Source organism: Streptomyces sp. NPDC026377, assembly GCF_055567715.1.
Genome location: NZ_JBVHPV010000021.1, coordinates 101,661 through 122,549, shown reverse-complemented (window position 1 = coordinate 122,549; position 20,889 = coordinate 101,661). Strand labels below are relative to the sequence as shown.

Below are 20,889 nucleotides of genomic sequence, written 5' to 3'. Positions count from 1 at the left end.
GCCTTCGCCCTCTCCCGCCTCGCCGACCCCGACACCCTCCACCACACCCCCATCGGCGTCTTCCGCAGCACCCAACGCCCCGTCTACGACACCCAGATGACCGACCAACTCGACCAAGCCGTCGAACAACACGGCAAAGGCGACCTCACCACCCTCCTCACCGGCAACGACACCTGGACCGTCACCAACTAGGACCGGAGACAGCCCCGCGAGCAAAACGCCGACGTGCCCGCGCGGTCGCGGTGAGGGCGGCGAGAGCGGCGAAAGCGGCGAGGGCTCTACGCCGTCCTGGCCGCGCGCGCCTCGTCGTACGCGGTGCGGGCCTGCTCCACCTGTTCCATCCGTACGCCGGTCCACTCGGCGAGGGCGCGGACGCGTTCGGCGGCCTCGCGCCCCAGCGGGGTCAGGGAGTAGTCGACGCGGGGCGGGATGACCGGCTTGGCGTCGCGGCGCACAAAGCCGTCGCGCTCCAGCGTCTGGAGGGTCTGGGTCAGCATCTTCTCGCTGACCCTGCCGACGTGCCGGCGCAGCTCGCTGAAGCGGAACGACCGCTCCATCAGCGCGAGCAGGACGAGGACGCCCCAGCGGCTGGTGACGTGTTCCAGGACGAGCCGGTGCGGACACATCGCCTCGCGCAGGTCTTCGGTGGGCCGGGTGCCTCCAGGAGTGCTTACTGCCATACCAGTACCTTACTTCAAAGTGGGTACTTACGAAAGGTTAGCGCCGGTCGTACGGTGAGTGGCGCGGGGTCCGCACGGGAGCCCAGAGCCAAGGAGTCACCAGCCATGAGCATCGTCGTCACCGGAGCCACCGGAGCCCTCGGCCGTCTCGTCATCGACGAGCTGTTCGCCGCGGGGGTACCCGCGGGCGGGATGGCCGCCGTCGTACGCAACAAGGAGAAGGCCGCCGGGCTCGCCGAGCGCGGTGTGGAGCTGCGGGTGGCGGACTACAGCGCGCCCGAGACGCTGGCCGGGGTCTTCCGCGCCGGTGACCGCGTGCTGCTGATCTCCGGCAGCGAGGTCGGGCAGCGGGTGGCGCAGCACGCCGCCGTGATCGCGGCGGCGAAGGAGGCCGGGGTGGCGCAGCTCGCGTACACCGGCATCCTCGGCGGGCCGGAGGCCGACTTCCGCCTCGCGGACGAGCACCGGGCCACCGAGGAGCTGATCCTCGACTCGGGGTTGCCGTACACCTTCCTGCGCAACGGCTGGTACACCGAGAACTACACCGCCCACCTGGAGCCGGTGCTTGCCCACGGGGCGGTCGTGTCCAACGCGGGCGAGGGCCGGGTCGCCTCGGCCGCCCGCGCCGACTACGCGGCGGCCGCGGCGGCGGTACTGACCGGCGAGGGGCACCTGGGCCGGGCGTACGAGCTGAGCGGCGACGTGGCGTGGTCGTTCGCCGAGTACGCGGCGGAGGTCGCCCGGGCGACCGGCAAGGAGATCACCTACCAGGCCGTGACGCCCGAGGTGCACCTCGGCATCCTCACCGGCGCGGGGGTCCCGGCGCCGTTCGCCGAGATCCTGGTCGACGTGGACCTCGCGATCGAGCGGGGGCGACTCGCGGGCACGTCCGGTGACCTGGCGCGGCTGATCGGGCGGCCGACGACGCCGATCGCCCGGACGATCGCCCAGTCGGTCGCCCCGGCGGTCCCCCAGTCCGCTGCGGCGACCGTGGCCTGAACCCGTCCCTCCCCAGCGGCTCCCCGGCCACTCTTCGGTCACTCTTCGGCCGCTCTTCGGTCAGGACCGTTTTCGGATATAGGGCATGACAGGCGTGGCCACCTGGCGCTACCGTCGATTTCGTCGACGCGCGCGCAGGGAGGGCCAGTGGCCGAAGAACCGACAACCGCTGCCGGTGAGCAGCGGGCAGGACTGCTGTACGGGATCGGCGCCTACGGGATGTGGGGGCTGGTCCCGCTCTTCTGGCCCCTTCTGAAGCCGGCCGGCCCGGTCGAGATCCTGGCCCACCGGATGGTGTGGTCCCTCGGCTTCGTCGGCGTCGCGCTGCTCGTGCTGCGCCGCTGGGCGTGGCTCGGCGAGCTGGTACGCCAGCCGCGCCGGCTGGGACTCATCGGGATCGCCGCCGCCGTGATCACGGTCAACTGGGGTGTCTACATCTGGTCGGTGAACTCCGGCCATGTCGTCGAGGCGTCCCTCGGCTACTTCATCAATCCGCTGGTCACCATCGCGATGGGCGTCCTGCTGCTCAAGGAGCGGCTGCGGCCGGTGCAGTGGGTGGCGGTGGCGACCGGCGCGGTGGCGGTGGTGGTCCTGGCCGTGGGGGCGGGCCGGCCGCCGTGGATCTCGCTGACGCTGGCGCTGTCGTTCGCCACGTACGGGCTGGTGAAGAAGAAGGTGAACCTCGGCGGGCTGGAGTCGCTGGCCGCCGAGACGGCGATGCAGTTCGTGCCGGCGCTGGCGTATCTGGTGTGGCTGGGGGCGCGCGGGGAGGCGACCTTCGCGTCCGAGGGCGCGGGGCACGGGGCGCTGCTCGCGGCGACCGGGATCGTCACAGCGGCGCCGCTGGTGTGCTTCGGGGCAGCGGCGATACGGGTGCCGCTGTCCACGCTCGGGCTGCTCCAGTACCTGGCGCCGGTGTTCCAGTTCGGCCTCGGCATCCTGTACTTCCACGAGGCGATGCCGCCCGAGCGGTGGGCGGGGTTCTCGCTGGTGTGGCTGGCGTTGTCGCTACTGACGTGGGATGCGTTGCGGGGGGCTCGGAGGGGGAGGGCGGCGCTGGTGGCGGCGGCGTCGGCGGGCCCGGTGGAGCCGTTGCCGGTGGAGCCGGTTTCCGCGGTGCGGGGGGCGGGGTCGGGGGGCGGTGACTTGGGGGTGCGGTGACTTCGGGGGTGCCCCCGGCCCCGCCTACCCGGGGGGTGGGCTCCGCCCGGGGTGGGCGTTGCCTACGGGGGGACGCCTTCGGCCCGGGCCGTGTCTATCTGCGGGCGGTGGGTGGTTGCCCGCGCAGTTCCCCGCGCCCCTTTCCGGCCCGGGGTTCGTCTGCGGGCCGGTGGTGGCTCGCTCGCGCAGTTCCCCGCGCCCCTAACGGGGGCCTGCGGCCCCACCCCCCAGGTCCGTCGTCACCCTTCAGCCCGTGGGCGGTACTCGCGCAGTTCCCCGCGCCCCTAAAAGCCTGTGGCTGAGCTGAGTTCTCCGGCTGACCCGACCCCTGGGGGCGCGGGGAACTGCGCGAGCAACCCACCACCACCCGCAGACAGAGCCGGGGCGATTCACGGGCGCGGGAAACTGCGCGATCGGCCCCCGCCCACCCGCAGACAGGACGCCGACCCCCGGCCGAGCCCCGGCCCCCGCCAGAGGGGTCAAGGGAACGGGCGGGGTGGGGGAATCCAGCCACTGTCCGCCCACCGGACCCCCCTGACCGGAATCCGTTCTTGACGGAGAGTCAACCCCTCCCTGACCATCAGGCTCGCGTTTCCGTCCCATCCCCGAACGGAATACGGAGCCCCCACATGCGCATCAAGCACCCCACACCCCCCAGAACCCCCCGCGCGGCCCGCATCGCGGCCACCGCCACCGTCACCGCCGCGGCGCTCGGCCTCGGCATCGGTCTCGGCGCCCCCGCCGTCCAGGCAGCCGCCCCCGCCCCGGCCGCCGCCACCGCCGCTGCCCCAGACCTACCGATCGCCAACGTCAAAGCGCACCTCACCCAGCTCCAGCAGATAGCCACCGCCAACGGCGGCAACCGCGCCCACGGCCGCGCCGGCTACAAGGCCTCCCTCGACTACGTGAAGGCCAAGCTGGACGCCGCCGGGTACACCACCTCCGTCCAGCAGTTCACCTCCTCCGGCGCCACCGGCTACAACCTGATCGCCGACTGGCCCGGCGGCGACACCTCGCAGACCGTGATGGCGGGCGCCCACCTCGACTCGGTCACCGCGGGCCCCGGCATCAACGACAACGGCTCCGGCTCGGCCGGCATCCTGGAGACCGCGCTCGCCGTCTCCCGCGCGCAGCTCAAGCCCGACAAGCATCTGCGGTTCGGCTGGTTCGGCGCCGAGGAGCTGGGCATGGTCGGCTCGAAGTACTACGTCAACAGCCTCTCGACCGGCGACCGCGGCAGGATCTCCGCGTATCTGAACTTCGACATGATCGGCTCGCCCAACCCGGGCTACTTCGTCTACGACGACGACCCGGCCCTGGAGAAGGTCTTCAAGGACTACTTCGCGACCCTCTCCATACCCACCGAGATCGAGACCGAGGGCGACGGCCGCTCCGACCACGCCCCGTTCAAGAACGCCGGCATACGCGTCGGCGGCCTCTTCTCCGGCGCCGACTACACCAAGACCTCGGCCCAGGCCCAGAAGTGGGGCGGCACGGCGGGCCGCGCGTTCGACGCCTGCTACCACTCCTCCTGCGACACCAGCGCGAACATCAACGACTCCGCGCTCGACCACAACAGCGACGCCATCGCCTATGCGCTGTGGCAGCTCTCCACGGGGACCACCACTCCGCCCACCGGCGACACCTACGAGAACACCGCCGACGTCACCATCCCGGACTCCCCGGGCGCGGCCGTGACCTCGTCGATCTCCGTGACCGGGCGTACGGGCAGCGCGCCCTCCGCGCTCAAGGTCGGCGTGAACATCGTCCACACCTACAGCGGCGACCTGGTGGTCGACCTCATCGGCCCGAGCGGCAAGGCGTACCGGCTGCACAACTCCTCGTCCGACTCCACGCCGAACATCGACACCACGTACACCGTCAACGCCTCCACCGAGACGGCGAACGGGACATGGAAGCTGAAGGTGCAGGACAAGGGGCCGCAGGACACCGGGTACATCAACAGCTGGAAGCTGACCTTCTGACCCGGCCCTCTGATCCGGTCCCTCTGGCTCAGCTCTGGTCTAAGCCCTGGACCCGACCCTGGACTCAATGAGTATGCGCGTGCATATACTGCACGCGCATACTTTCCTTTGGGGGGACCATGGCCCGCAACTTCCTTTTCCTGCTCGGCAGTACGCGCCCGGGCGGCAACACCGAGCAGCTGGCCAGGCTGGCGGCCGAGCAGCTGCCGGGCGACGTCCCGCAGCGCTGGCTGGACCTCTCCGGGCTGCGGCTGCCCGAGTTCGGCGACCGGCGCCACGACGGCGAGGGCCTGTACGCCGACCCGACCGGGGACGCGGCCACCCTCCTGCAAGCCACCCTGGAGGCCACCGACCTCGTCATCGTCTCGCCGCTGTACTGGTACAGCGTCTCGACCCCGGTCAAGCACTACCTCGACCACTGGGCGGGCTGGATGCGGGCGCCGGGGCTGGAGTTCCGGCCACGGATGGCCGGGCGCACCCTGTGGGGCGTGACGGCGCTGGCGAGCCCCGAACCGTCCGTGGCCGACCCGCTGGTGGGGACCCTGCGGCACACCGCCGCGTATATGAGCATGCGGTGGGGCGGCGTCCTGCTCGGCTCGGCGAACCGGCCCGGCACCATCGGACAGGACACCGGGGCGACCGTGCGCGCCAAGACCTTCTTCAGCTCACGGCCGGAGCTCGCAACGCACGCATGACGTGCGCGACCAGCACGGCGATCCTGTCCGGGTCATGGAACGGCCGCTTCAGCGCGTGCCGGTAGTACAGCGGTCCGTACAGCATCTCCACCGCCAGTTCCAGATCGGCGTCCGGCGGCAGCTGGCCCGCCCGCTGCCCGGCGCGCAGCCGTTCGTACACCAGCGACACGCGCGGCACGACCAGCGCCTCGTTGACGGCCCTCGCCAGCGCCTCGTCGTGGAGCAGCTCGGAGAGGATCCCGGTGTACGCCGGGCCGATCACCGGTGAGGTGAAGACCCGCATCACGCTGGTGACATGCGTCACGATGTCGGTGTCCACATCGCCCGTGTCGGGCAGCGGCGAGGTGCTGACCACGGCCTCGATCACGGCCTCCAGGAGCAGCGCGCCCTTCGTCGCCCACCAGCGGTAGATCGTCTTCTTGCTCACCCCCGCACGGGCGGCGATGCCCTCGATCGTCACCCGTCCGTAGCCGTTTTCCGCGCACAGTTCGAGAGCCGCAGAGAGGATCGCGCGGCGCGATCTCTCGCTCCGGCGCCGGGGGTTGGGGGCGTGCGGTGGCGGCTCGGTCACGGTGCGAGTCTACGAGGACGGTCCGTAGCGTATTGACAGCGGAATGGTCGGCTCCAAGAATGTGCCAAGGAAACGGCACGTGTCGTGTCGAGCCGCCACGGGGGTCGGCTCGCACGGCCGTCCCGTCTCCCTCCCTCCACTCCCCTCTCCCGGGCCTCTGCCCTCCTCAGGCCGTGATGTCCTTCGCCGTGAAGCGCGCCCAGGCCGCCGATCCGAACACCGCCACGTACAGCGCCTGCAACTCCGCGTTCTTCACCAGCTGGTCCCAGTAGACCGGCACCCGCAGCAGATCCGCGAAGGACAGCCAGTAGTGCGGGAAGAGATAGGGCTGTATCGCGTGCAGCTGGGGGATCTGGTCGAGGATCTGCACGGTGATCAGCAGGCCGACCGTCGCCGCCATCGCCGCGACCCCGCTGCCGGTGAGGGTGGAGACGAACAGGCCGAGCGCGGCCATGCCGGTCAGTGACAGGGCCACCGCGCCGGCGATCGCGAGCGCGCGCACCAGACCTTCGGCGAACGATATCCGCGTCCCCGACAGGGTCGTGACGTCCCCGAGCGGGAAGAGCAGCGCCCCCACGGCGAGCGCGGACGCCGCCACGACCAGGGTCGCGAGCAGGCAGAACGCCAGCGTCGAGGCGTACTTCGCGAGCAGCAGCCTGGTCCGCCCGGCCGGGGCCACCAGCAGATAGCGCAGGGTGCCGCTGTTGGCCTCGCCCGCTATCGCGTCGCCCGCGACCACGCCGATCGCCATCGGCAGGAAGACGGGGAGGGTCGCGGCGAGCCCCGCGAAGACGAGGAACAGTCCGTTGTTGGTGATCTGGGAGATGAAGGCCGGGCCGTCACCGCCACCGGGACCGGCCGTGCCGCCGCCGCGCGTCTCGATCTTCACGGCGATGCCGATCAGGACCGGGACGGCCGCGAGCACGCCGAGCAGCGCGAGGGTGCGCCACCGCCGGACGACGGTGACCAGCTCGGACCTGAAGAGCCCGAGCGTCCACAGGGGGCTGGGCCGCCGGGGCCCGGCACCGGGCGCGCCGGGGACCGCCCGCACCTCCTCGGAACCGCTCACGCCCGGAGCGGCCGGGGCGGTCTCCGACAGGGGCGCGTCCTGCGCCGCGTTCACCTCAGCCCGCGACATCGAACCCCTCCCCCGTCAGCGCCACGAACGCGTCCTCCAGCGAGGCCCGTTCGACCGCGAAGCCCCTCACCCGTACGCCGCCGTGCACCAGCGCGGCGTTCAGCTCGGCCAGTTCCACCTCGTCCGGCGGGAGCTCACCGCTCACGCGGTCGCCGTCCACGGTCACGTCCGCCACACCGCGCTCCTTGAGCAGCCGGGCGGCGTCTGCCGGGTCCGGCGTGGTGACCGCGAGCCGTCCCCGGCCGCCCCCCGCCAGCTCGGCCACCTCGCCCTGGACGACGAGCCTGCCCCGGGTCATCACCGCCGCGTGCGTACAGACCTGCTCGATCTCGTCCAGGAGGTGCGAGGAGAGGAAGACCGTGGTGCCGTCGGCCGCCAGCTCGCGCACCAGGGCGCGGATCTCCCGCATGCCCTGCGGGTCGAGGCCGTTGGTCGGCTCATCCAGGACCAGCAGCCTGCGGGGCTGGAGCAGCGCGGCCGCGAGCCCGAGCCGCTGCTTCATGCCCAGCGAGTACGCCCGCGCCTTCTTGCCGGACGCGGCGGCAAGACCCACCCGCTCCAGGGCGTGGGCGACCCGTCGCGCGCGGGTGCGGGGGTCGGCGGTTGGGTCGGCCGAGTCGTACCGTACGAGGTTGTCGCGGCCGGAGAGGAATCCGTACAGCGCGGGGCCCTCGATCAGGGCGCCCACCTGCGGAAGGACCGTGCGGCCCGCACGGGGCATGGGGCTGCCGAGGACCCGGGCCGTGCCGGAGGTCGGCTCGATCAGGCCCATCAGCATGCGGATGGTGGTCGTCTTGCCGGAGCCGTTGGGGCCGAGGAAGCCGAAGATGCTGCCGTCTGGGACGGTGAGATCGAGCCCGTCCACGGCCAGTTGGCCGCCGCGGTACCTCTTGGTGAGACCGCGCGTCTCGATGACCGATGGAGAGTTCCCCACCCCGCCCCTTTCCTTGCCCGGCGCTTCGCCCCGGGCCCCCGTTCGTCTGCCGGATCGTGCTCCCCCGTGCCGCGGGCGGGGGCGGAAGGGGGGCCGGGCGCCCGCGGCCGAAGCCCGGCATCCCGGTCCCCCTCGCGCCGACCGCCGCGCCTACTTCGCCGCGTTGGCCGCGTTCACCAGCGCGTCCTTGGTGACCGCGCCCACGAACACCTTGCCGTCGTCCGTCACCAGCGCGTTGACCAGGCGGGTCTTGAAGACCATGCCCGAGCCGAACGGGCCCGTGGCCTTCTCGCCCAGCGAGCTGAGGAACTTCTGGGCCTCCGGCGGGACATCGCCCCTGCCGCCCTTGCCGGAGTGCGCGGACGGGATGCCCTTACCTCCTGGAACGTCGAGGCGGGCGATGGAGTTCCAGCCCTTGCCGATGACATCGAGACCCTTGAACTCACCGCCCGGGGCGCCCTTGAAGCCCTTCTCGCCCCGGCCCGCGTGGCCCTTGCCGTCGTCCTGGGTGACCTTCGCGCCCTTGGGCGGCGTGAAGGTGAACGTCGAGGCGGACGGCTTGGCGAAGTCGACCTTGGTGAAGCCCGCGTCGATCACGGCCTTGCCCCCGCCGGCCGGCGCGAGCGTGAACTTCAGCGGCACGCCGTTCTTCGCGTCCACCGCGATCCGTATCGCGCCGATGGTCGAGCCGGACTGCTTCGGCTTGATCACCAGCTGGTACGCATCCCGGCCGGCCACCTGGGAGGTGCCGTCGACGGTCACCGAGGTGGTCGGGTCGACGCCCTTGAGGGCCTGCTCCGCCAGCGCCCTGGGCGTGGCCGGCAGGGACTCGGGGGCGTGCCCCGGACGGCCGTGGCCCTTGGCCGCGCCTCCGGGCCCCTTCGCGCCGTCGGCGGCCCGCTGGGAGTGGTAGACCTCGTTCGAGGCGCTGTCGTACGCCCACACGTCGTCCCCGCTGTGGACGACGCTGTACTCCGACGCCTTGTCGAGCACCGACAGCTTCTGCCTGTCCGGGCCGTCGGCCGCGACCCGCAGGGTGTGCGAGCCGGAGGCGAGCTCCATCAGCTTGCTGTCGGGCGAGGCGGACGAGCCGCCCCTGTCCCCGCCGCCCTTGGGAGCGAAGGAGCCGAGGCCGCCGAAGGACGGCAGGCCCAGATCCGTCTTGATCTTCACCGTGCCGGAGAGCTGCTGGGCGTCCGACGCGGCGATCTTCTCGATGAGCTGCTGTGCGCTGATCTTCGGCAGATCGGGGTCACCTGAAGCCGCGAGCGCCGGGACCAGCCCGATGGTCGCGGCCGCCACCCCCGCCACCCCGACCGGGACCAGGTACCGCGCGGCCTTGCGGCGGCCCGCGACGAGGTCCCCGGCCTCCTCGGTGGTGTGTGCGCTGTCGTTCGGTGCCATGTGTGCCTTACCTCCGTGGTCGGCGGCGTCCGTCCGTAGTGCTGCGCTCTGTCCACCCCGCGCCGCCATTCTCACCCGAATTGGTCAGGAGTGGTGTTGTCCATCTGACCAAATCAGCCGCCGTGGGGCGTCACCCCTCGGGAGCAACCTCGTGTACCTCTCTGGGATGACACCATCGCCCGGCGGCCGCTCCGACCAGTAGGGGTTGTACGTCGCGTACCTGTCATACCCATCAACTCCACCGAGGCCAGGACGGGTTGTTCCCGGCCGACGCCAACCCGCCTCGGTCCGTCGCGTACTGAACGCTCTTCAGCCACGGACCGGACGCCCGCTCGCGCGCCGGATCGCACGCCCGGCGGCGCCGCCGTCGCCCGCCCCTCGCGGCGGCGCCGCCGGGCGGATGCGTGCCGGGACCGGTTCACTGGTGTTTCACCAGGTGTGCGACCGTCTGCACACGGCCATCGAGCCCCGGAGGCCGTGACCTGGGTCACACTCTTGGCTGATCGGGTGTTCGAGTTGCTTTGGGCCGGAATCCGTACACCTGAACAGGAGCAACCGGCACCGACCGTGCCCACCAAAGGGGATCGCCATGCTCAGCGTCCACCGCATCGCCGTCGGCGCGGCAGCCGGGACAGCCGTCCTGGCGCTGGCCGCCACGGGGTGCGGAAGCAGCACCAGCAAGACCGACAAGCCGTCCACGACGGCACCCGCGACCCCCGACCCGGCCGCCTCCACCCTCGGCGCGACCCGGATCGACAAGGTCGGCACCGTGGTCACCGACGGCGACGGATACGTCCTCTACCGCTTCGACAAGGACACCGCGAAGCCGTCCCGCTCCGCCTGCCTGGCCGCCTGCGCGGCGATCTGGCCCCCGGTCCCCGCCAACGGCGCGCTGACGGTCAAGGGCATCGACAAGGCGCTGGTCGGCGAGGTCGCCCGCCCCGACGGCACCACCCAGCTGACCCTCGGGGGCTGGCCGCTCTACCGGTACGCCAAGGACGACGCGCCCCGTGAGGCGCGCGGGCAGGGCGCCGCCGGCACCTGGTTCGCGATCACCCCGGCCGGCGGGAAGGCCACCGCCGACACGGGCGGCGGCACGACCTCCGGCGGCGTCGGCACACCGCCGGGCGGCTCCCAGGACTAGGACGGGTACGACGGGTACCTGGACGGCGAAAGAAAGAGGGCGGCGGACAGGCCCTAGCCCGCGCGGTGCACCACCGCGTCGCACAGCTCCTCCAGAGCCGCCTTCGCGTAGCACTCCGGCAGGGGGGCCAGCGTGGCGCGGGCCTCCTCGGCGTAGCGCACGGTGTCCCTGCGGGCCTGTTCGAGCGCGGGGTGCACCCGCAGGCGGCGCAGCGTCTCGGCGTGCCGGGCGTCGTCCGTCAGGTCGCCGTCGAGCAGCGCGACGAGCTCCAGGTCCTCCGGGCGGCCGTGCTGGGCGGCGTGCGCCCGCACGTGCAGGACCGGCAGCGTGGGGATGCCCTCACGCAGGTCGGTGCCGGGGGTCTTGCCGGACTCGTGGGAGTCGCTGGCGATGTCCAGGACGTCGTCGGCCAGCTGGAACGCGGTGCCGAGCCGCTCGCCGTACTGCGTGAGGATGTCCACGACCGACTCGTCGGCGCCCGACATCATCGCGCCGAACCGGCCGGAGACGGCCACCAGCGAGCCGGTCTTGCCCGCGAGCACGTCGAGGTAGTGGTCCACCGGGTCGCGGCCGTCGCGCGGGCCCGCCGTCTCCAGGATCTGGCCGGTGACCAGCCGTTCGAACGCCTCGGCCTGGATGCGCACGGCCTCCGGGCCCAGGTCGGCCAGTATGTGCGAGGCGCGGGCGAACAGGAAGTCGCCGGTGAGGACCGCGACCGAGTTGTCCCAGCGGACGTTGGCGCTGGGGACCCCGCGCCGCACCTCGGCCTCGTCCATGACGTCGTCGTGGTAGAGCGTCGCCAGATGCGTGAGCTCCACGACCACCGCCGAGGGCACGACACCCGGCGCGTACGGGTCGCCGAACTGCGCGGCGAGCATCACGAGCAGCGGCCGGAAGCGTTTGCCGCCCGCGCGCACGAGGTGCTGCGCGGCCTCCGTGATGAAGGGGACCTCGCTCTTGGTGGCGTCGAGCAGGCCCGCCTCGACTGCCGCCAATCCGGTCTGGACATCGGCCTCAAGAGCCTGGTCCCGCACGCTCAGCCCGAACGGCCCGACGACGGTCACGAGGGGTACTCCTGTCTGCTGACGATCACACGGATTGTCGATGTGTCGCTGCCTTCACTCAAGTCAGCGTATCCGGTCGTTGTTCGATCACCGCTGGCGCCTTCCCGTCACCCCCCGCGCACAGCCCGATGGACCCCGGTATGTTCGTGATCAGCCAATATCTTAGGAAAGAAGCCGATTGTCCGGAACACCCACCGAGACCGTGCCCGGCCCGGCGCCGAGGGGGAGCTGACCATGCGGATCCGCACCGACTTCCCGTACGAGACCACGCGCGCGGACGTGCTCGTCCCGCTCCCGGACGGAACCCGGCTGTACGCACGGATCTGGCGTCCGGTGACCAAGGAGCCGGTCCCGGCGCTGCTCGAATACGTGCCCCACCGCCTCACCGACGCGACCGCGCCGCGCGACGGGCAGCGCCATCCCTGGTACGCGGGGCACGGCTACGCCTGCGTACGCGTCGATGTGCGCGGGCACGGCAACAGCGAGGGGCTGCCGGGCGACCGGTGCGACGCGACCGAGCTCGCGGACGGGGTCGCGGTCGTCGAGTGGCTCGCCGCGCAGCCCTGGTGCGACGGCGGTGTCGGCATGATCGGGATCTCCTGGGGCGGCTTCAACTCCCTCAAGATCGCGGCCCTCGCGCCCGGGCCGCTCAAGGCGGTCGTCACCGTCTGCGCGCCGGACGACCGCTATGACAACGACGGGCACTACCTGGGAGGTTCCGTCCTCGCCGGGGCCATGCACGCGCGGGCGGCGAGAACGCTGGCACTCACGGCCCGCCCGCCGGACCCGGAGTACGTCGGCGAGGAGTGGAGGCAGCTGTGGGCGGCCCGCCTGGAGGCCCTGGAGCCGCCCCTGCACACCTGGCTGGCGCACCAGCGGCGCGACGACTACTGGAGGCAGGGCAGCGTCCGCGAGGAGTACGGGGCGATCCGGGCCGCCGTGCTCGCGGTCGGCGGCTGGCACGACCCGTACCGGGACACCGTGCTGCGCCTGGTGGAGCACCTGCCCGCCGACCGGGTGCGCGGCCTGATCGGCCCGTGGTCCCACCAGTACCCGGACCGGGGCCTTCCGCCGGGGCCCGCCATCGGCTTCCTCCAGGAGACGCTGCGCTGGTGGGACCAGTGGCTGCGGGGCCGGGACAGCGGGATCATGGACGAACCGCCGCTGCGCTCCTGGATCAGCGATTCGCACCGGCCCGCCACGGTCTACGGGGAGCTGCCCGGCCGCTGGGTCGGCGACCCGGCCTGGCCCTCCCCGCACGTCACCCCCGTCGTGTACACGCTCGGCGGCACTCCCGTGCGGGTCGACTCCCCGCAGCACACCGGTCTGGACGCGGGCCGCTTCCTGCCGTCCGGCGGCGACGGCGACCTGCCGCCGGACCAGCGCGCCGAGGACGCGCACTCGGCGGTGTTCGACTGTCCGGTGCCCAGGGACGGGCCGCCGCTGGAGATCCTGGGGTGCCCGAGGGTGACGCTGCGGCTGCGGATGGACGTGCCGTTCGGGCAGGCCGTCGCGCGGCTGTGCGATGTGGCGCCGGACGGTTCCTCCACCCTGGTCACCCGGGGCGCGCTCAACCTCTCCGCGCGCGAGGGCCCGGACCGCGCGGACGCCTGGCCGCTGGGCGCCACCCAGGACGTGACGTTCCCGCTGGCCGGCATCGGCCACAGCTTCCCGCCGGGACACCGCGTCCGCCTCGCGGTCTCCTCGGCGTACTGGCCGTGGCTCTGGCCGCAGGCGGACTCGGTGGGCTTCACCCTGGACCCGCAGGACAGCGCCCTGAGCCTGCCGGTCCGCGCGCCCACGGCCGACACCGTCGTCTTCGACGAGCCCGAGCAGGCGGCGCCGCTCGGCGTGGTCTGCCCCGAACCGCTGGACGAGCCCCGGCCCGAGCGCCTGGTCGTCCGCGATGTCGCCAAGGGCGAGTGGCGCCTCGAAGTGACACCCCGCACCGGCGGTACCAAGGTCCACCCCGACGGACTGGAGGTCACCGAGGAGGTCGTGGAGACCTACACGATCCAGGAGGCGGACCCGCAGTCCGCGCGCACCCGCTCCGACTGGACGATCCGGCTGCACCGGCCGGAGCTCGCCTGGAACGTGAGCATCACCACCCGCTCCGAGATCGGCTGCGACGCGGCGGACTTCCTCACCTCGGACGAGGTGGTGTGCCGCGACGGCGACGAGGTCGTCTTCCACCGGACCTGGGAGAAGCGCATCCCCCGGACGGCGGGCTGAGGCGGCCGGGCGCGGCGTGAGGAGCCCGAGGGGGAGGAGCCAACCACCCCTCCCCGACCCGGAGTTTTGGGACATCGCACACTCTTTGGGCACTGACCGCGCGAGCGTCGCCGACGTAACGTGTCCTCCACACCCGTGGAAAGCGAGGCAGGCACAGATGTCCGAGCAGAGCCCGCTCGACCTGGCCGAGGGCGACCCCTTCGGCCCGCACAACCTTCCGTACGGCGTCTTCTCCACGCCCGACGCGCCCGACCACCGCCGCGTCGGCGTCCGCATCGGCCACCACGTCCTCGACGCGGGGGCCGCCGCGCACGCGCTCGGCTCCCCGTACGCGGCGCTGCTCGCAAGGCCCACGCTCAACCCGCTGCTCGCGGCCGGGCGCACGGCGTGGCGCGATGTGCGGCGCGCGCTCACCGCGTGGGTGACGGTGCCCGCGCACCGGCCCGACATAGAGCCCCTGCTGCACCCGCTGGACACGGTCACCCTGCACCTGCCGTACGAAGTCGCGGACTACGTCGACTTCTACGCGAGCGAGCACCACGCCACCAACGTCGGCCGGATCTTCCGCCCGGACGGGGACGCGCTCACCCCCAACTGGAAGCACCTGCCCATCGGTTACCACGGGCGGTCCGGCACGGTCGTGGTCTCGGGGACGGACGTGGCGCGCCCGCACGGGCAGCGCAAGGCGCCCTCGGACCCGGCGCCGGTGTTCGGCCCCTCGGTGAAGCTCGACATCGAGGCCGAGGTGGGCTTCGTGGTGGGCACCCCCTCCGAGCTGGGCAGGCCGGTGGAGCTCGCCTCCTTCGAGGACCACGTCTTCGGCCTGTTCCTGCTGAACGACTGGTCGGCGCGGGACATCCAGGCGTGGGAGTACGTCCCCCTGGGTCCGTTCCTCGGCAAGTCCTTCGCCACCTCCGTCTCGGCGTGGGTGACGCCGCTGGAGGCGCTGACGGCCGCCCGGGTGGCCCCGCCCGCGCGGGACTTCCCACTGCTGCCCTACCTCGACGACGCGCGGGCGGAGGTGCCGGGCGGCTTCGACATCCGCATCTCGGTCGCCCTCAACGGACAGGTGGTGGCCGAGCCGCCGTTCGCGGGCATGTACTGGACCGCCGCCCAGCAGCTCGCCCATATGACGGTGAACGGTGCCTCGCTGCGCACGGGCGACCTCTACGGCTCGGGGACCGTCAGCGGCCCCGAGCGCGGCCAGCGCGGCTCCTTCCTTGAGCTGACCTGGAACGGTACGGAGCCGATGGACCTGCCCACCGGCAAGCGCACGTTCCTGGAGGACGGCGACGTCGTCACCATGACGGCCTGGGCCCCGGGCCCCGACGGCGTCCGGGTCGGCCTCGGCGAGGTCACGGGCCGGATCGTGGGGTCCTAGGGGGACAGGCGTCGAGCCCCGGCGGGACAGGCGGAGAGGCGCCCAGCGCGCCCTCCGCCCACTCCTGTTACTCCTGCTCCTGCTCCTGCTCCTGGAGCACCGCCAGCACGCCCTCCCCGTACGTCGCCAGCTTCTTCTCGCCCACCCCGGCGATCGTGCCCAGCTCCTCCACCGAGCCGGGGCGGGCCACGGCGATCTCCCGCAGGGTGGCGTCATGGAAGATCACATACGCGGGGACACCCTGTTCGCGGGCCTGCGCGGCCCGCCAGGCGCGCAGGGCCTCGAAGAGCGGGGCCGCCTCCTGCGGGAAGTCGGCCGGGGCGGCCTTGGCCTTGCCCGCACCACGTGCCCGGGGCGCGCGCTCCGGCTTCGCCGGCTCCGAGCGGAGCCTGACCTCCCGCCCGCCGCCCAGAACCTCCCCGCTCGTCCCGGTCAGGACCAGCGTCCCGTACTCCCCCTCCACCGCCAGCAGGCCCTGGGCGAGCAACTGCCGCACCACGCCCCGCCACTGGGCCTCGGAGAGGTCCTCGCCGATGCCGAACACCGACAGCGCGTCGTGGTCGAACTGGATGACCTTCGCGGTCTTGCGGCCGAGCAGGATGTCGATGATCTGGCCCGCGCCGAACTTCTGGCGCCGCTCCCGCTCCAGCCGGACGACCGTCGACAGCACCTTCTGGGCGGCCACCGTGCCGTCCCAGGTCTCGGGCGGGTTCAGACAGGTGTCGCAGTTGCCGCAGTGGGCGGCGGGGGCGTCCTGGCCGAAGTACTGCAGGAGCTGGGCGCGGCGGCAGTCGGCGGTCTCGCAGAGCGCCAGCATCGAGTCCAGATGGGCGCCCGCCCGGCGCCGGAACGCCTCGTCGCCCTCACCGCCCTGGATGAGCTTGCGCTGCTGGACCACGTCCTGCAGGCCGTACGCCATCCACGCGGTGGACGGCAGGCCGTCGCGGCCCGCGCGGCCCGTCTCCTGGTAGTACCCCTCGACCGACTTGGGCAGGTCCAGGTGGGCCACGAACCGCACGTCGGGCTTGTCGATGCCCATGCCGAACGCGATGGTCGCCACCACGATCAGACCGTCCTCGCGCAGGAAGCGGGACTGGTGCAGCGCGCGCGTGGCCGCGTCCAGGCCCGCGTGGTACGGCACGGCCGCCACGCCGTTGTCGTTCAGATACTGGGCGGTCTTCTCCACCGACGCGCGCGAGAGGCAGTAGACGATGCCCGCGTCCCCCTCGTGCTCCTCCTTGAGGAAGGTCAGGAGCTGCTTCTTGGGGTCGTTCTTCGGCACGATCCGGTACTGGATGTTGGGCCGGTCGAAGCTCGCCTCGAAGTGGCGGGCCTTCGGCATCACGAGCCGATCGGTGATCTCGCGGTGGGTGACCCGGGTCGCCGTCGCCGTCAGGGCGATGCGCGGCACGTCCGGCCAGCGCTCGCCCAGCATCGACAGCGCCAGGTAGTCCGGGCGGAAGTCGTGGCCCCACTGCGCCACGCAGTGTGCCTCGTCGATCGCGAAGAGGGCGATCTTGGCCCGGGAGAGCAGATCGAGCGTAGCCTCCACGCGCAACCGCTCCGGGGCCAGGTAGAGCAGGTCGAGCTCGCCCGCGAGGAGCTCCGCCTCCACCGTGCGGCGCTCATCGAAGTCCTGCGTGGAGTTGATGAACCCGGCCCGCACACCGAGCGCCCGCAGCGCGTCCACCTGGTCCTGCATCAGCGCGATGAGGGGCGAGACCACGACTCCCGTACCGGGCCTGACCAGGGCCGGGATCTGGTAGCAGAGCGATTTTCCGGCGCCCGTGGGCATGAGCACCACGGCGTCGCCGCCGCTCACCACATGCTCGATGACCGCGCCCTGGTCGCCGCGGAAGCTCTCGTAGCCGAAGACCCGGTTCAGCGTCCGCAGCGCCTCGCTCTCGGCCGCCGGCCCGTCCGTCGTCCCGGCCACCGGCTGGTCCACCACCTCGACCGCCCCTTCCGTCCCGTTCATCCCGCCGTCCCCCACCGTCGTCCTCGTAACTCCGCCACCTCTGCCACGATAGGGGGCCGGACGGACACGTCCTGCCGCAGTCGGCCTGGATCGCGCCAAAGCCGCAGGTCAGACGGGCTGAAAAGTTATCCACAGGCCCCCACGGGGGCAGCGCGAAGCCCCGGCACGACGTGACGTACCGGGGCTCCTGTGCCTCCCAGGGGCGCCGGGAACCGCGCGGCCGACCGACAGGGCCGGCCCGCGGCCGGGAAGGCGCCCCGAGCGCCGCGCTACCGCACGAACACCCCCGCCTGACCGGCCAGGTCCAGGAAGTACTGGGGCGCCACACCCAGCACCAGCGTCACCGCGACGCCGACGCCGATCGCCGTCATCGTCAGCGGCGAGGGAACGGCCACGGTCGGCCCGTCCGCCTTCGGCTCGCTGAAGAACATCAGGACGATCACCCGGATGTAGAAGAACGCGGCGATCGCCGAGGAGATCACACCGACCACGACCAGCGCCCCCGCGCCGCCCTCCGCCGCCGCCTTGAACACGGCGAACTTCCCCGTGAACCCGGAGGTCAGCGGGATACCCGCGAAGGCGAGCAGGAAGACCGCGAACGCCGCCGCCACCAGTGGCGAACGGCGGCCGAGCCCGGCCCACTTGGACAGGTGCGTCGCCTCGCCGCCCGCGTCGCGCACCAGCGTGACGACCGCGAACGCCCCGATCGTCACGAACGAGTACGCGCCGAGGTAGAAGAGCACCGACGAGATCCCGTCCGCGTTGGTGGCGATCACACCGGCGAGGATGAAGCCCGCGTGCGCGATCGACGAGTACGCCAGGAGCCGCTTGATGTCGGTCTGGGTGATCGCCACGATCGCGCCGCCGACCATGGTGACGATGGCGACGCCCCACATGACCGGCCGCCAGTCCCAGCGCATCCCGGGGAGCACCACGTACAGCAGGCGCAGCAGTGCGCCGAAGGCGGCGACCTTGGTGGCGGCGGCCATGAAGCCGGTGACCGGGGTGGGCGCGCCCTGGTAGACGTCCGGCGTCCACATGTGGAACGGCACCGCGCCGACCTTGAACAGCAGCCCCACCAGGAGCATCGCGCCGCCGATCAGCAGTAGCGCGTCGTTGCCCATGGTGCCCGCGAGCGCCGGGTCCACGGTCTGGACCGTGCCGTCGACGACGTCCGCGATCGTCGCGTACTGGACGGAGCCCGCGTATCCGTACAGAAGCGCGATGCCGAACAGCAGGAACGCCGACGAGAAGGCGCCGAGCAGGAAGTACTTCACGGCCGCTTCCTGCGACATCAGGCGCTTGCGGCGGGCCAGCGCGCAGAGCAGGTAGAGCGGCAGGGAGAAGACTTCCAGGGCCACGAAGAGCGTCAGCAGGTCGTTGGCCGCCGGGAACACCAGCATCCCGGAGATGGCGAAGAGTGCCAGCGGGAAGACCTCGGTGGTCGTGAAACCGGCCTGGACCGCGGCCTTCTCGCTGTCGCTGCCGGGCACCGAGGCGGCCTGCGCGGCGAAGGAGTCGACCCGGTTGCCGTGGGCGTCGGGGTCGAGGCGGCGCTCGGCGAAGGTGAAGATCGCGACGATCGAGGCGAGGAGAATGGTCCCCTGGAGGAAGAGCGCGGGGCCGTCGACGGCCACCGCGCCCATCGCGGCGATGTGCGCCTTCGTCGTGCCGTACCCGTCCGCGGCGAGCCCGACGACCGCGGCGAAGGCGGCGGCGAGCGCGACGACGGAGAGGAACACCTGGGCGTAGTACCGGCTCTTGCGCGGCACGAACGCCTCGACCAGCACGCCCACCACGGCCGCGCCGAGCACGATCAGCGTGGGCGCCAGCTGGGCGTACTCGATGTGCGGCGCCGGGATCTTGTCGACCTTCCCGTCGGCCGCCGTCGTCCACAGGCTGTGGACAGCTGCTGCTGTGCTCACTGGGCCGCCTCCACCACGGGCTTGGGGTCCTTCTTGTCTACGTCGGACATGGTGTGCTGGACCGCCGGGTTGACGATGTCGGTCAGCGGCTTGGGGTAGACCCCGAGGAAGACCAGGAGCGCGATCAGCGGGGCGACCACCAGGAGCTCGCGGACCTTGAGGTCCGGCATGCCCTGGACCTCGGCCTTGACCGGGCCGGTCATCGTCCGCTGGTAGAGCACCAGCGCGTACAGCGCGGCCAGCACGATGCCCAGCGTGGCGATCACGCCGATCGCCGGATAGCGGCTGAACGTGCCCACCAGGACCAGGAATTCACTCACGAAGGGCGCGAGGCCCGGCAGCGAGAGCGTCGCCAGAGAGCCCACCAGGAACGTGCCCGCCAGCACCGGGGCCACCTTCTGCACCCCGCCGTAGTCCGCGATCAGGCGCGAGCCGCGGCGCGAGATCAGGAAGCCCGCCACCAGCATCAGCGCGGCCGTCGAGATCCCGTGGTTGACCATGTAGAGCGTGGCGCCGGACTGGCCCTGGGTGGTCATCGCGAAGATGCCCATGACGATGAAGCCGAAGTGCGAGATCGACGCGTACGCCACCAGGCGCTTGATGTCGCGCTGGCCGACCGCCAGGAGCGCCCCGTAGATGATGCTGATCACCGCGAGGACCAGGATCACCGGCGTCGCCCACTTGGACGCCTCCGGGAAGAGCTGGAGGCAGAAGCGGAGCATCGCGAAGGTGCCGACCTTGTCGACCACCGCCGTGATCAGCACCGCGACCGGGGCCGTGGCCTCGCCCATCGCGTTCGGCAGCCAGGTGTGCAGCGGCCACAGCGGGGCCTTCACCGCGAAGGCGAAGAAGAAGCCGAGGAACAGCAGGCGTTCGGTGTTGGTCGCCATGTCCAGCGAGCCGTTCGCGCGCGCCGCCGCGATCTCGTCGAGCGAGAAGGTCCCGGCGACGTCGTAGAGACCGATCACCGCGGCCAGCATGATCAGGCCGCCGACCAGGTTGTAGAGCAGGAACTTGACCGCCGCGTACGACCGCTGGGTGGCCGCCGCCTCGTCCCCCCGCGCGGCGTCAGCGGCAGATCGATACGAGCCGTGGGCCCGGTCGCCGAAGCCGCCGATGAGGAAGTACATCGGGATCAGCATGGCTTCGAAGAGGATGTAGAAGAGGAAGACGTCGGTGGCCTCGAAGGAGAGGATCACCATCGCCTCGACGGCGAGGATCAGGGCGAAGAAGCCCTGGGTGGGCCGCCAGCGGCTGCTGCTGGTCTCCAGGGGATCGGCATCATGCCAACCCGCCACCATGATGAACGGGATCAGCAGGACCGTGAGCGCGATCAGCGCCACCCCGATGCCGTCCACGCCCAGTTCGTAGCGGACGCCGAAGTCCTTGATCCAGGCGTGGGACTCGGTCAGTTGGTACCGGTCGCCGCCGGGCTCGAACCGGACGAGCTGGACCGCGCCGAGGACCAGTGTGCCCAGCGAGACCAGCAGCGCCAGCCACTTGGCGGCCGTCCGCCGCTCGGCCGGGACGGCGGCGGTGGCGATCGCGCCGACCGCCGGGAGCGCCGCCGTCGCGGTAAGGAGGGGGAACGACATGCC

16 protein-coding genes and 1 pseudogene are annotated in these 20,889 nt (G+C 71.9%); 8 read left to right on the top strand and 9 right to left on the bottom strand.

Translation table 11 applies throughout. From position 1 onward, the window contains the following. A pseudogene (locus ACZ4MU_RS31455) lies at positions 1-192 on the top strand (2-oxoacid:ferredoxin oxidoreductase subunit beta); the annotation flags it as partial. A gap of 86 nt (positions 193-278) precedes the next feature. On the opposite strand, the gene ACZ4MU_RS31450 reads toward ACZ4MU_RS31455, so the two are convergent. Further along, on the bottom strand, positions 279-680 hold the full coding sequence (locus ACZ4MU_RS31450) for a winged helix-turn-helix transcriptional regulator (protein ID WP_467882941.1): 402 nt from the start codon (positions 678-680) through the stop codon (positions 279-281). 105 nt (positions 681-785) lie between these two features. Here ACZ4MU_RS31450 and ACZ4MU_RS31445 point away from each other — a divergent pair, with 105 nt between their 5' ends. From ACZ4MU_RS31445 to ACZ4MU_RS31430, 4 genes are all read left to right on the top strand, one after another. Then, a complete protein-coding gene (locus tag ACZ4MU_RS31445; protein ID WP_467882940.1) occupies positions 786-1,679 on the top strand; it encodes an NAD(P)H-binding protein in 894 nt (297 codons plus the stop codon). A 219-nt stretch (positions 1,680-1,898) separates the two neighbouring features. Then, positions 1,899-2,840, top strand: a complete 942-nt coding sequence (gene rarD / locus ACZ4MU_RS31440) for an EamA family transporter RarD (protein ID WP_467882948.1) — start codon at positions 1,899-1,901, stop codon at positions 2,838-2,840. Between the two features lie 629 nt (positions 2,841-3,469). Then, positions 3,470-4,825: a M28 family metallopeptidase gene (locus ACZ4MU_RS31435; RefSeq protein ID WP_467882939.1), complete on the top strand. Its 1,356-nt coding sequence runs from the start codon at positions 3,470-3,472 to the stop codon at positions 4,823-4,825. Positions 4,826-4,944: 119 nt separating this feature from the next. Beyond that, the gene (locus ACZ4MU_RS31430; protein WP_467882938.1) at positions 4,945-5,520 is read left to right on the top strand and encodes a flavodoxin family protein; all 576 of its coding nucleotides are present in this window, start codon (positions 4,945-4,947) and stop codon (positions 5,518-5,520) included. Here ACZ4MU_RS31430 and ACZ4MU_RS31425 read toward each other — a convergent pair. The 4 genes from ACZ4MU_RS31425 to ACZ4MU_RS31410 all read right to left on the bottom strand — a co-directional run bounded on the left by ACZ4MU_RS31425 (position 5,486) and on the right by ACZ4MU_RS31410 (position 9,567). Beyond that, complete coding sequence (locus ACZ4MU_RS31425) at positions 5,486-6,091, bottom strand: TetR/AcrR family transcriptional regulator (protein WP_467882937.1); 606 nt, start codon at positions 6,089-6,091, stop codon at positions 5,486-5,488. The genes ACZ4MU_RS31430 and ACZ4MU_RS31425 overlap by 35 nt on opposite strands. A 166-nt stretch (positions 6,092-6,257) precedes the next feature. Then, entirely contained in the window at positions 6,258-7,229 is a 972-nt protein-coding gene (locus tag ACZ4MU_RS31420) for an ABC transporter permease (protein ID WP_467882936.1), read from the bottom strand. After that, a complete protein-coding gene (locus ACZ4MU_RS31415) occupies positions 7,216-8,163 on the bottom strand; it encodes an ABC transporter ATP-binding protein (RefSeq protein ID WP_467882935.1) in 948 nt (315 codons plus the stop codon). The genes ACZ4MU_RS31420 and ACZ4MU_RS31415 overlap by 14 nt, the downstream gene beginning before the upstream one ends. A 150-nt stretch (positions 8,164-8,313) precedes the next feature. Beyond that, positions 8,314-9,567 (bottom strand): LolA family protein, encoded by a 1,254-nt coding sequence (locus ACZ4MU_RS31410; protein ID WP_467882934.1) that lies wholly within the window; start codon positions 9,565-9,567, stop codon positions 8,314-8,316. Between the two features lie 589 nt (positions 9,568-10,156). Here ACZ4MU_RS31410 and ACZ4MU_RS31405 point away from each other — a divergent pair. Further along, positions 10,157-10,711: a hypothetical protein gene (locus ACZ4MU_RS31405; protein ID WP_467882933.1), complete on the top strand. Its 555-nt coding sequence runs from the start codon at positions 10,157-10,159 to the stop codon at positions 10,709-10,711. A gap of 53 nt (positions 10,712-10,764) precedes the next feature. On the opposite strand, the gene ACZ4MU_RS31400 is transcribed toward ACZ4MU_RS31405, so the two are convergent. Further along, positions 10,765-11,775 carry a polyprenyl synthetase family protein gene (locus tag ACZ4MU_RS31400; RefSeq protein WP_467882932.1) on the bottom strand — a complete coding sequence of 337 codons (1,011 nt, stop codon included), beginning with the start codon at positions 11,773-11,775 and terminating at the stop codon, positions 10,765-10,767. 234 nt (positions 11,776-12,009) lie between these two features. Between ACZ4MU_RS31400 and ACZ4MU_RS31395 the strand changes: the two genes are divergently transcribed. Then, complete coding sequence (locus tag ACZ4MU_RS31395) at positions 12,010-14,007, top strand: CocE/NonD family hydrolase (protein WP_467882931.1); 1,998 nt, start codon at positions 12,010-12,012, stop codon at positions 14,005-14,007. A 157-nt stretch (positions 14,008-14,164) separates the two neighbouring features. After that, positions 14,165-15,388 (top strand): fumarylacetoacetase, encoded by a 1,224-nt coding sequence (fahA, locus tag ACZ4MU_RS31390; RefSeq protein ID WP_467882930.1) that lies wholly within the window; start codon positions 14,165-14,167, stop codon positions 15,386-15,388. Between the two features lie 67 nt (positions 15,389-15,455). Here fahA and recQ read toward each other — a convergent pair whose 3' ends face one another. The 3 genes from recQ to ACZ4MU_RS31375 all read right to left on the bottom strand — a co-directional run bounded on the left by recQ (position 15,456) and on the right by ACZ4MU_RS31375 (position 20,886). Then, positions 15,456-17,366 carry a DNA helicase RecQ gene (gene recQ, locus ACZ4MU_RS31385; RefSeq protein ID WP_467882929.1) on the bottom strand — a complete coding sequence of 637 codons (1,911 nt, stop codon included), beginning with the start codon at positions 17,364-17,366 and terminating at the stop codon, positions 15,456-15,458. A 269-nt stretch (positions 17,367-17,635) separates the two neighbouring features. Next, complete coding sequence (nuoN, locus tag ACZ4MU_RS31380; protein WP_467882928.1) at positions 17,636-19,291, bottom strand: NADH-quinone oxidoreductase subunit NuoN; 1,656 nt, start codon at positions 19,289-19,291, stop codon at positions 17,636-17,638. Further along, positions 19,288-20,886, bottom strand: a complete 1,599-nt coding sequence (locus ACZ4MU_RS31375; RefSeq protein ID WP_467882927.1) for an NADH-quinone oxidoreductase subunit M — start codon at positions 20,884-20,886, stop codon at positions 19,288-19,290. The genes nuoN and ACZ4MU_RS31375 overlap by 4 nt, the downstream gene beginning before the upstream one ends. Positions 20,887-20,889 lie beyond the last annotated feature (3 nt).

Excerpts from the sequence above, each read along its gene's own strand:
- ACZ4MU_RS31445 (WP_467882940.1), top strand. The coding sequence starts at position 786 with ATGAGCATCGTCGTCACCGGAGCCACCGGAGCCCTCGGCCGTCTCGTC.
- ACZ4MU_RS31450 (WP_467882941.1), bottom strand. The coding sequence starts at position 680 with ATGGCAGTAAGCACTCCTGGAGGCACCCGGCCCACCGAAGACCTGCGC.
- ACZ4MU_RS31395 (WP_467882931.1), top strand. The coding sequence starts at position 12,010 with ATGCGGATCCGCACCGACTTCCCGTACGAGACCACGCGCGCGGACGTG.
- ACZ4MU_RS31405 (WP_467882933.1), top strand. The coding sequence starts at position 10,157 with ATGCTCAGCGTCCACCGCATCGCCGTCGGCGCGGCAGCCGGGACAGCC.
- fahA (WP_467882930.1), top strand. The coding sequence starts at position 14,165 with ATGTCCGAGCAGAGCCCGCTCGACCTGGCCGAGGGCGACCCCTTCGGC.
- ACZ4MU_RS31430 (WP_467882938.1), top strand. The coding sequence starts at position 4,945 with ATGGCCCGCAACTTCCTTTTCCTGCTCGGCAGTACGCGCCCGGGCGGC.
- ACZ4MU_RS31420 (WP_467882936.1), bottom strand. The coding sequence starts at position 7,229 with ATGTCGCGGGCTGAGGTGAACGCGGCGCAGGACGCGCCCCTGTCGGAG.
- ACZ4MU_RS31375 (WP_467882927.1), bottom strand. The coding sequence starts at position 20,886 with ATGTCGTTCCCCCTCCTTACCGCGACGGCGGCGCTCCCGGCGGTCGGC.
- ACZ4MU_RS31410 (WP_467882934.1), bottom strand. The coding sequence starts at position 9,567 with ATGGCACCGAACGACAGCGCACACACCACCGAGGAGGCCGGGGACCTC.
- ACZ4MU_RS31435 (WP_467882939.1), top strand. The coding sequence starts at position 3,470 with ATGCGCATCAAGCACCCCACACCCCCCAGAACCCCCCGCGCGGCCCGC.
- rarD (WP_467882948.1), top strand. The coding sequence starts at position 1,899 with ATGTGGGGGCTGGTCCCGCTCTTCTGGCCCCTTCTGAAGCCGGCCGGC.
- recQ (WP_467882929.1), bottom strand. The coding sequence starts at position 17,366 with ATGAACGGGACGGAAGGGGCGGTCGAGGTGGTGGACCAGCCGGTGGCC.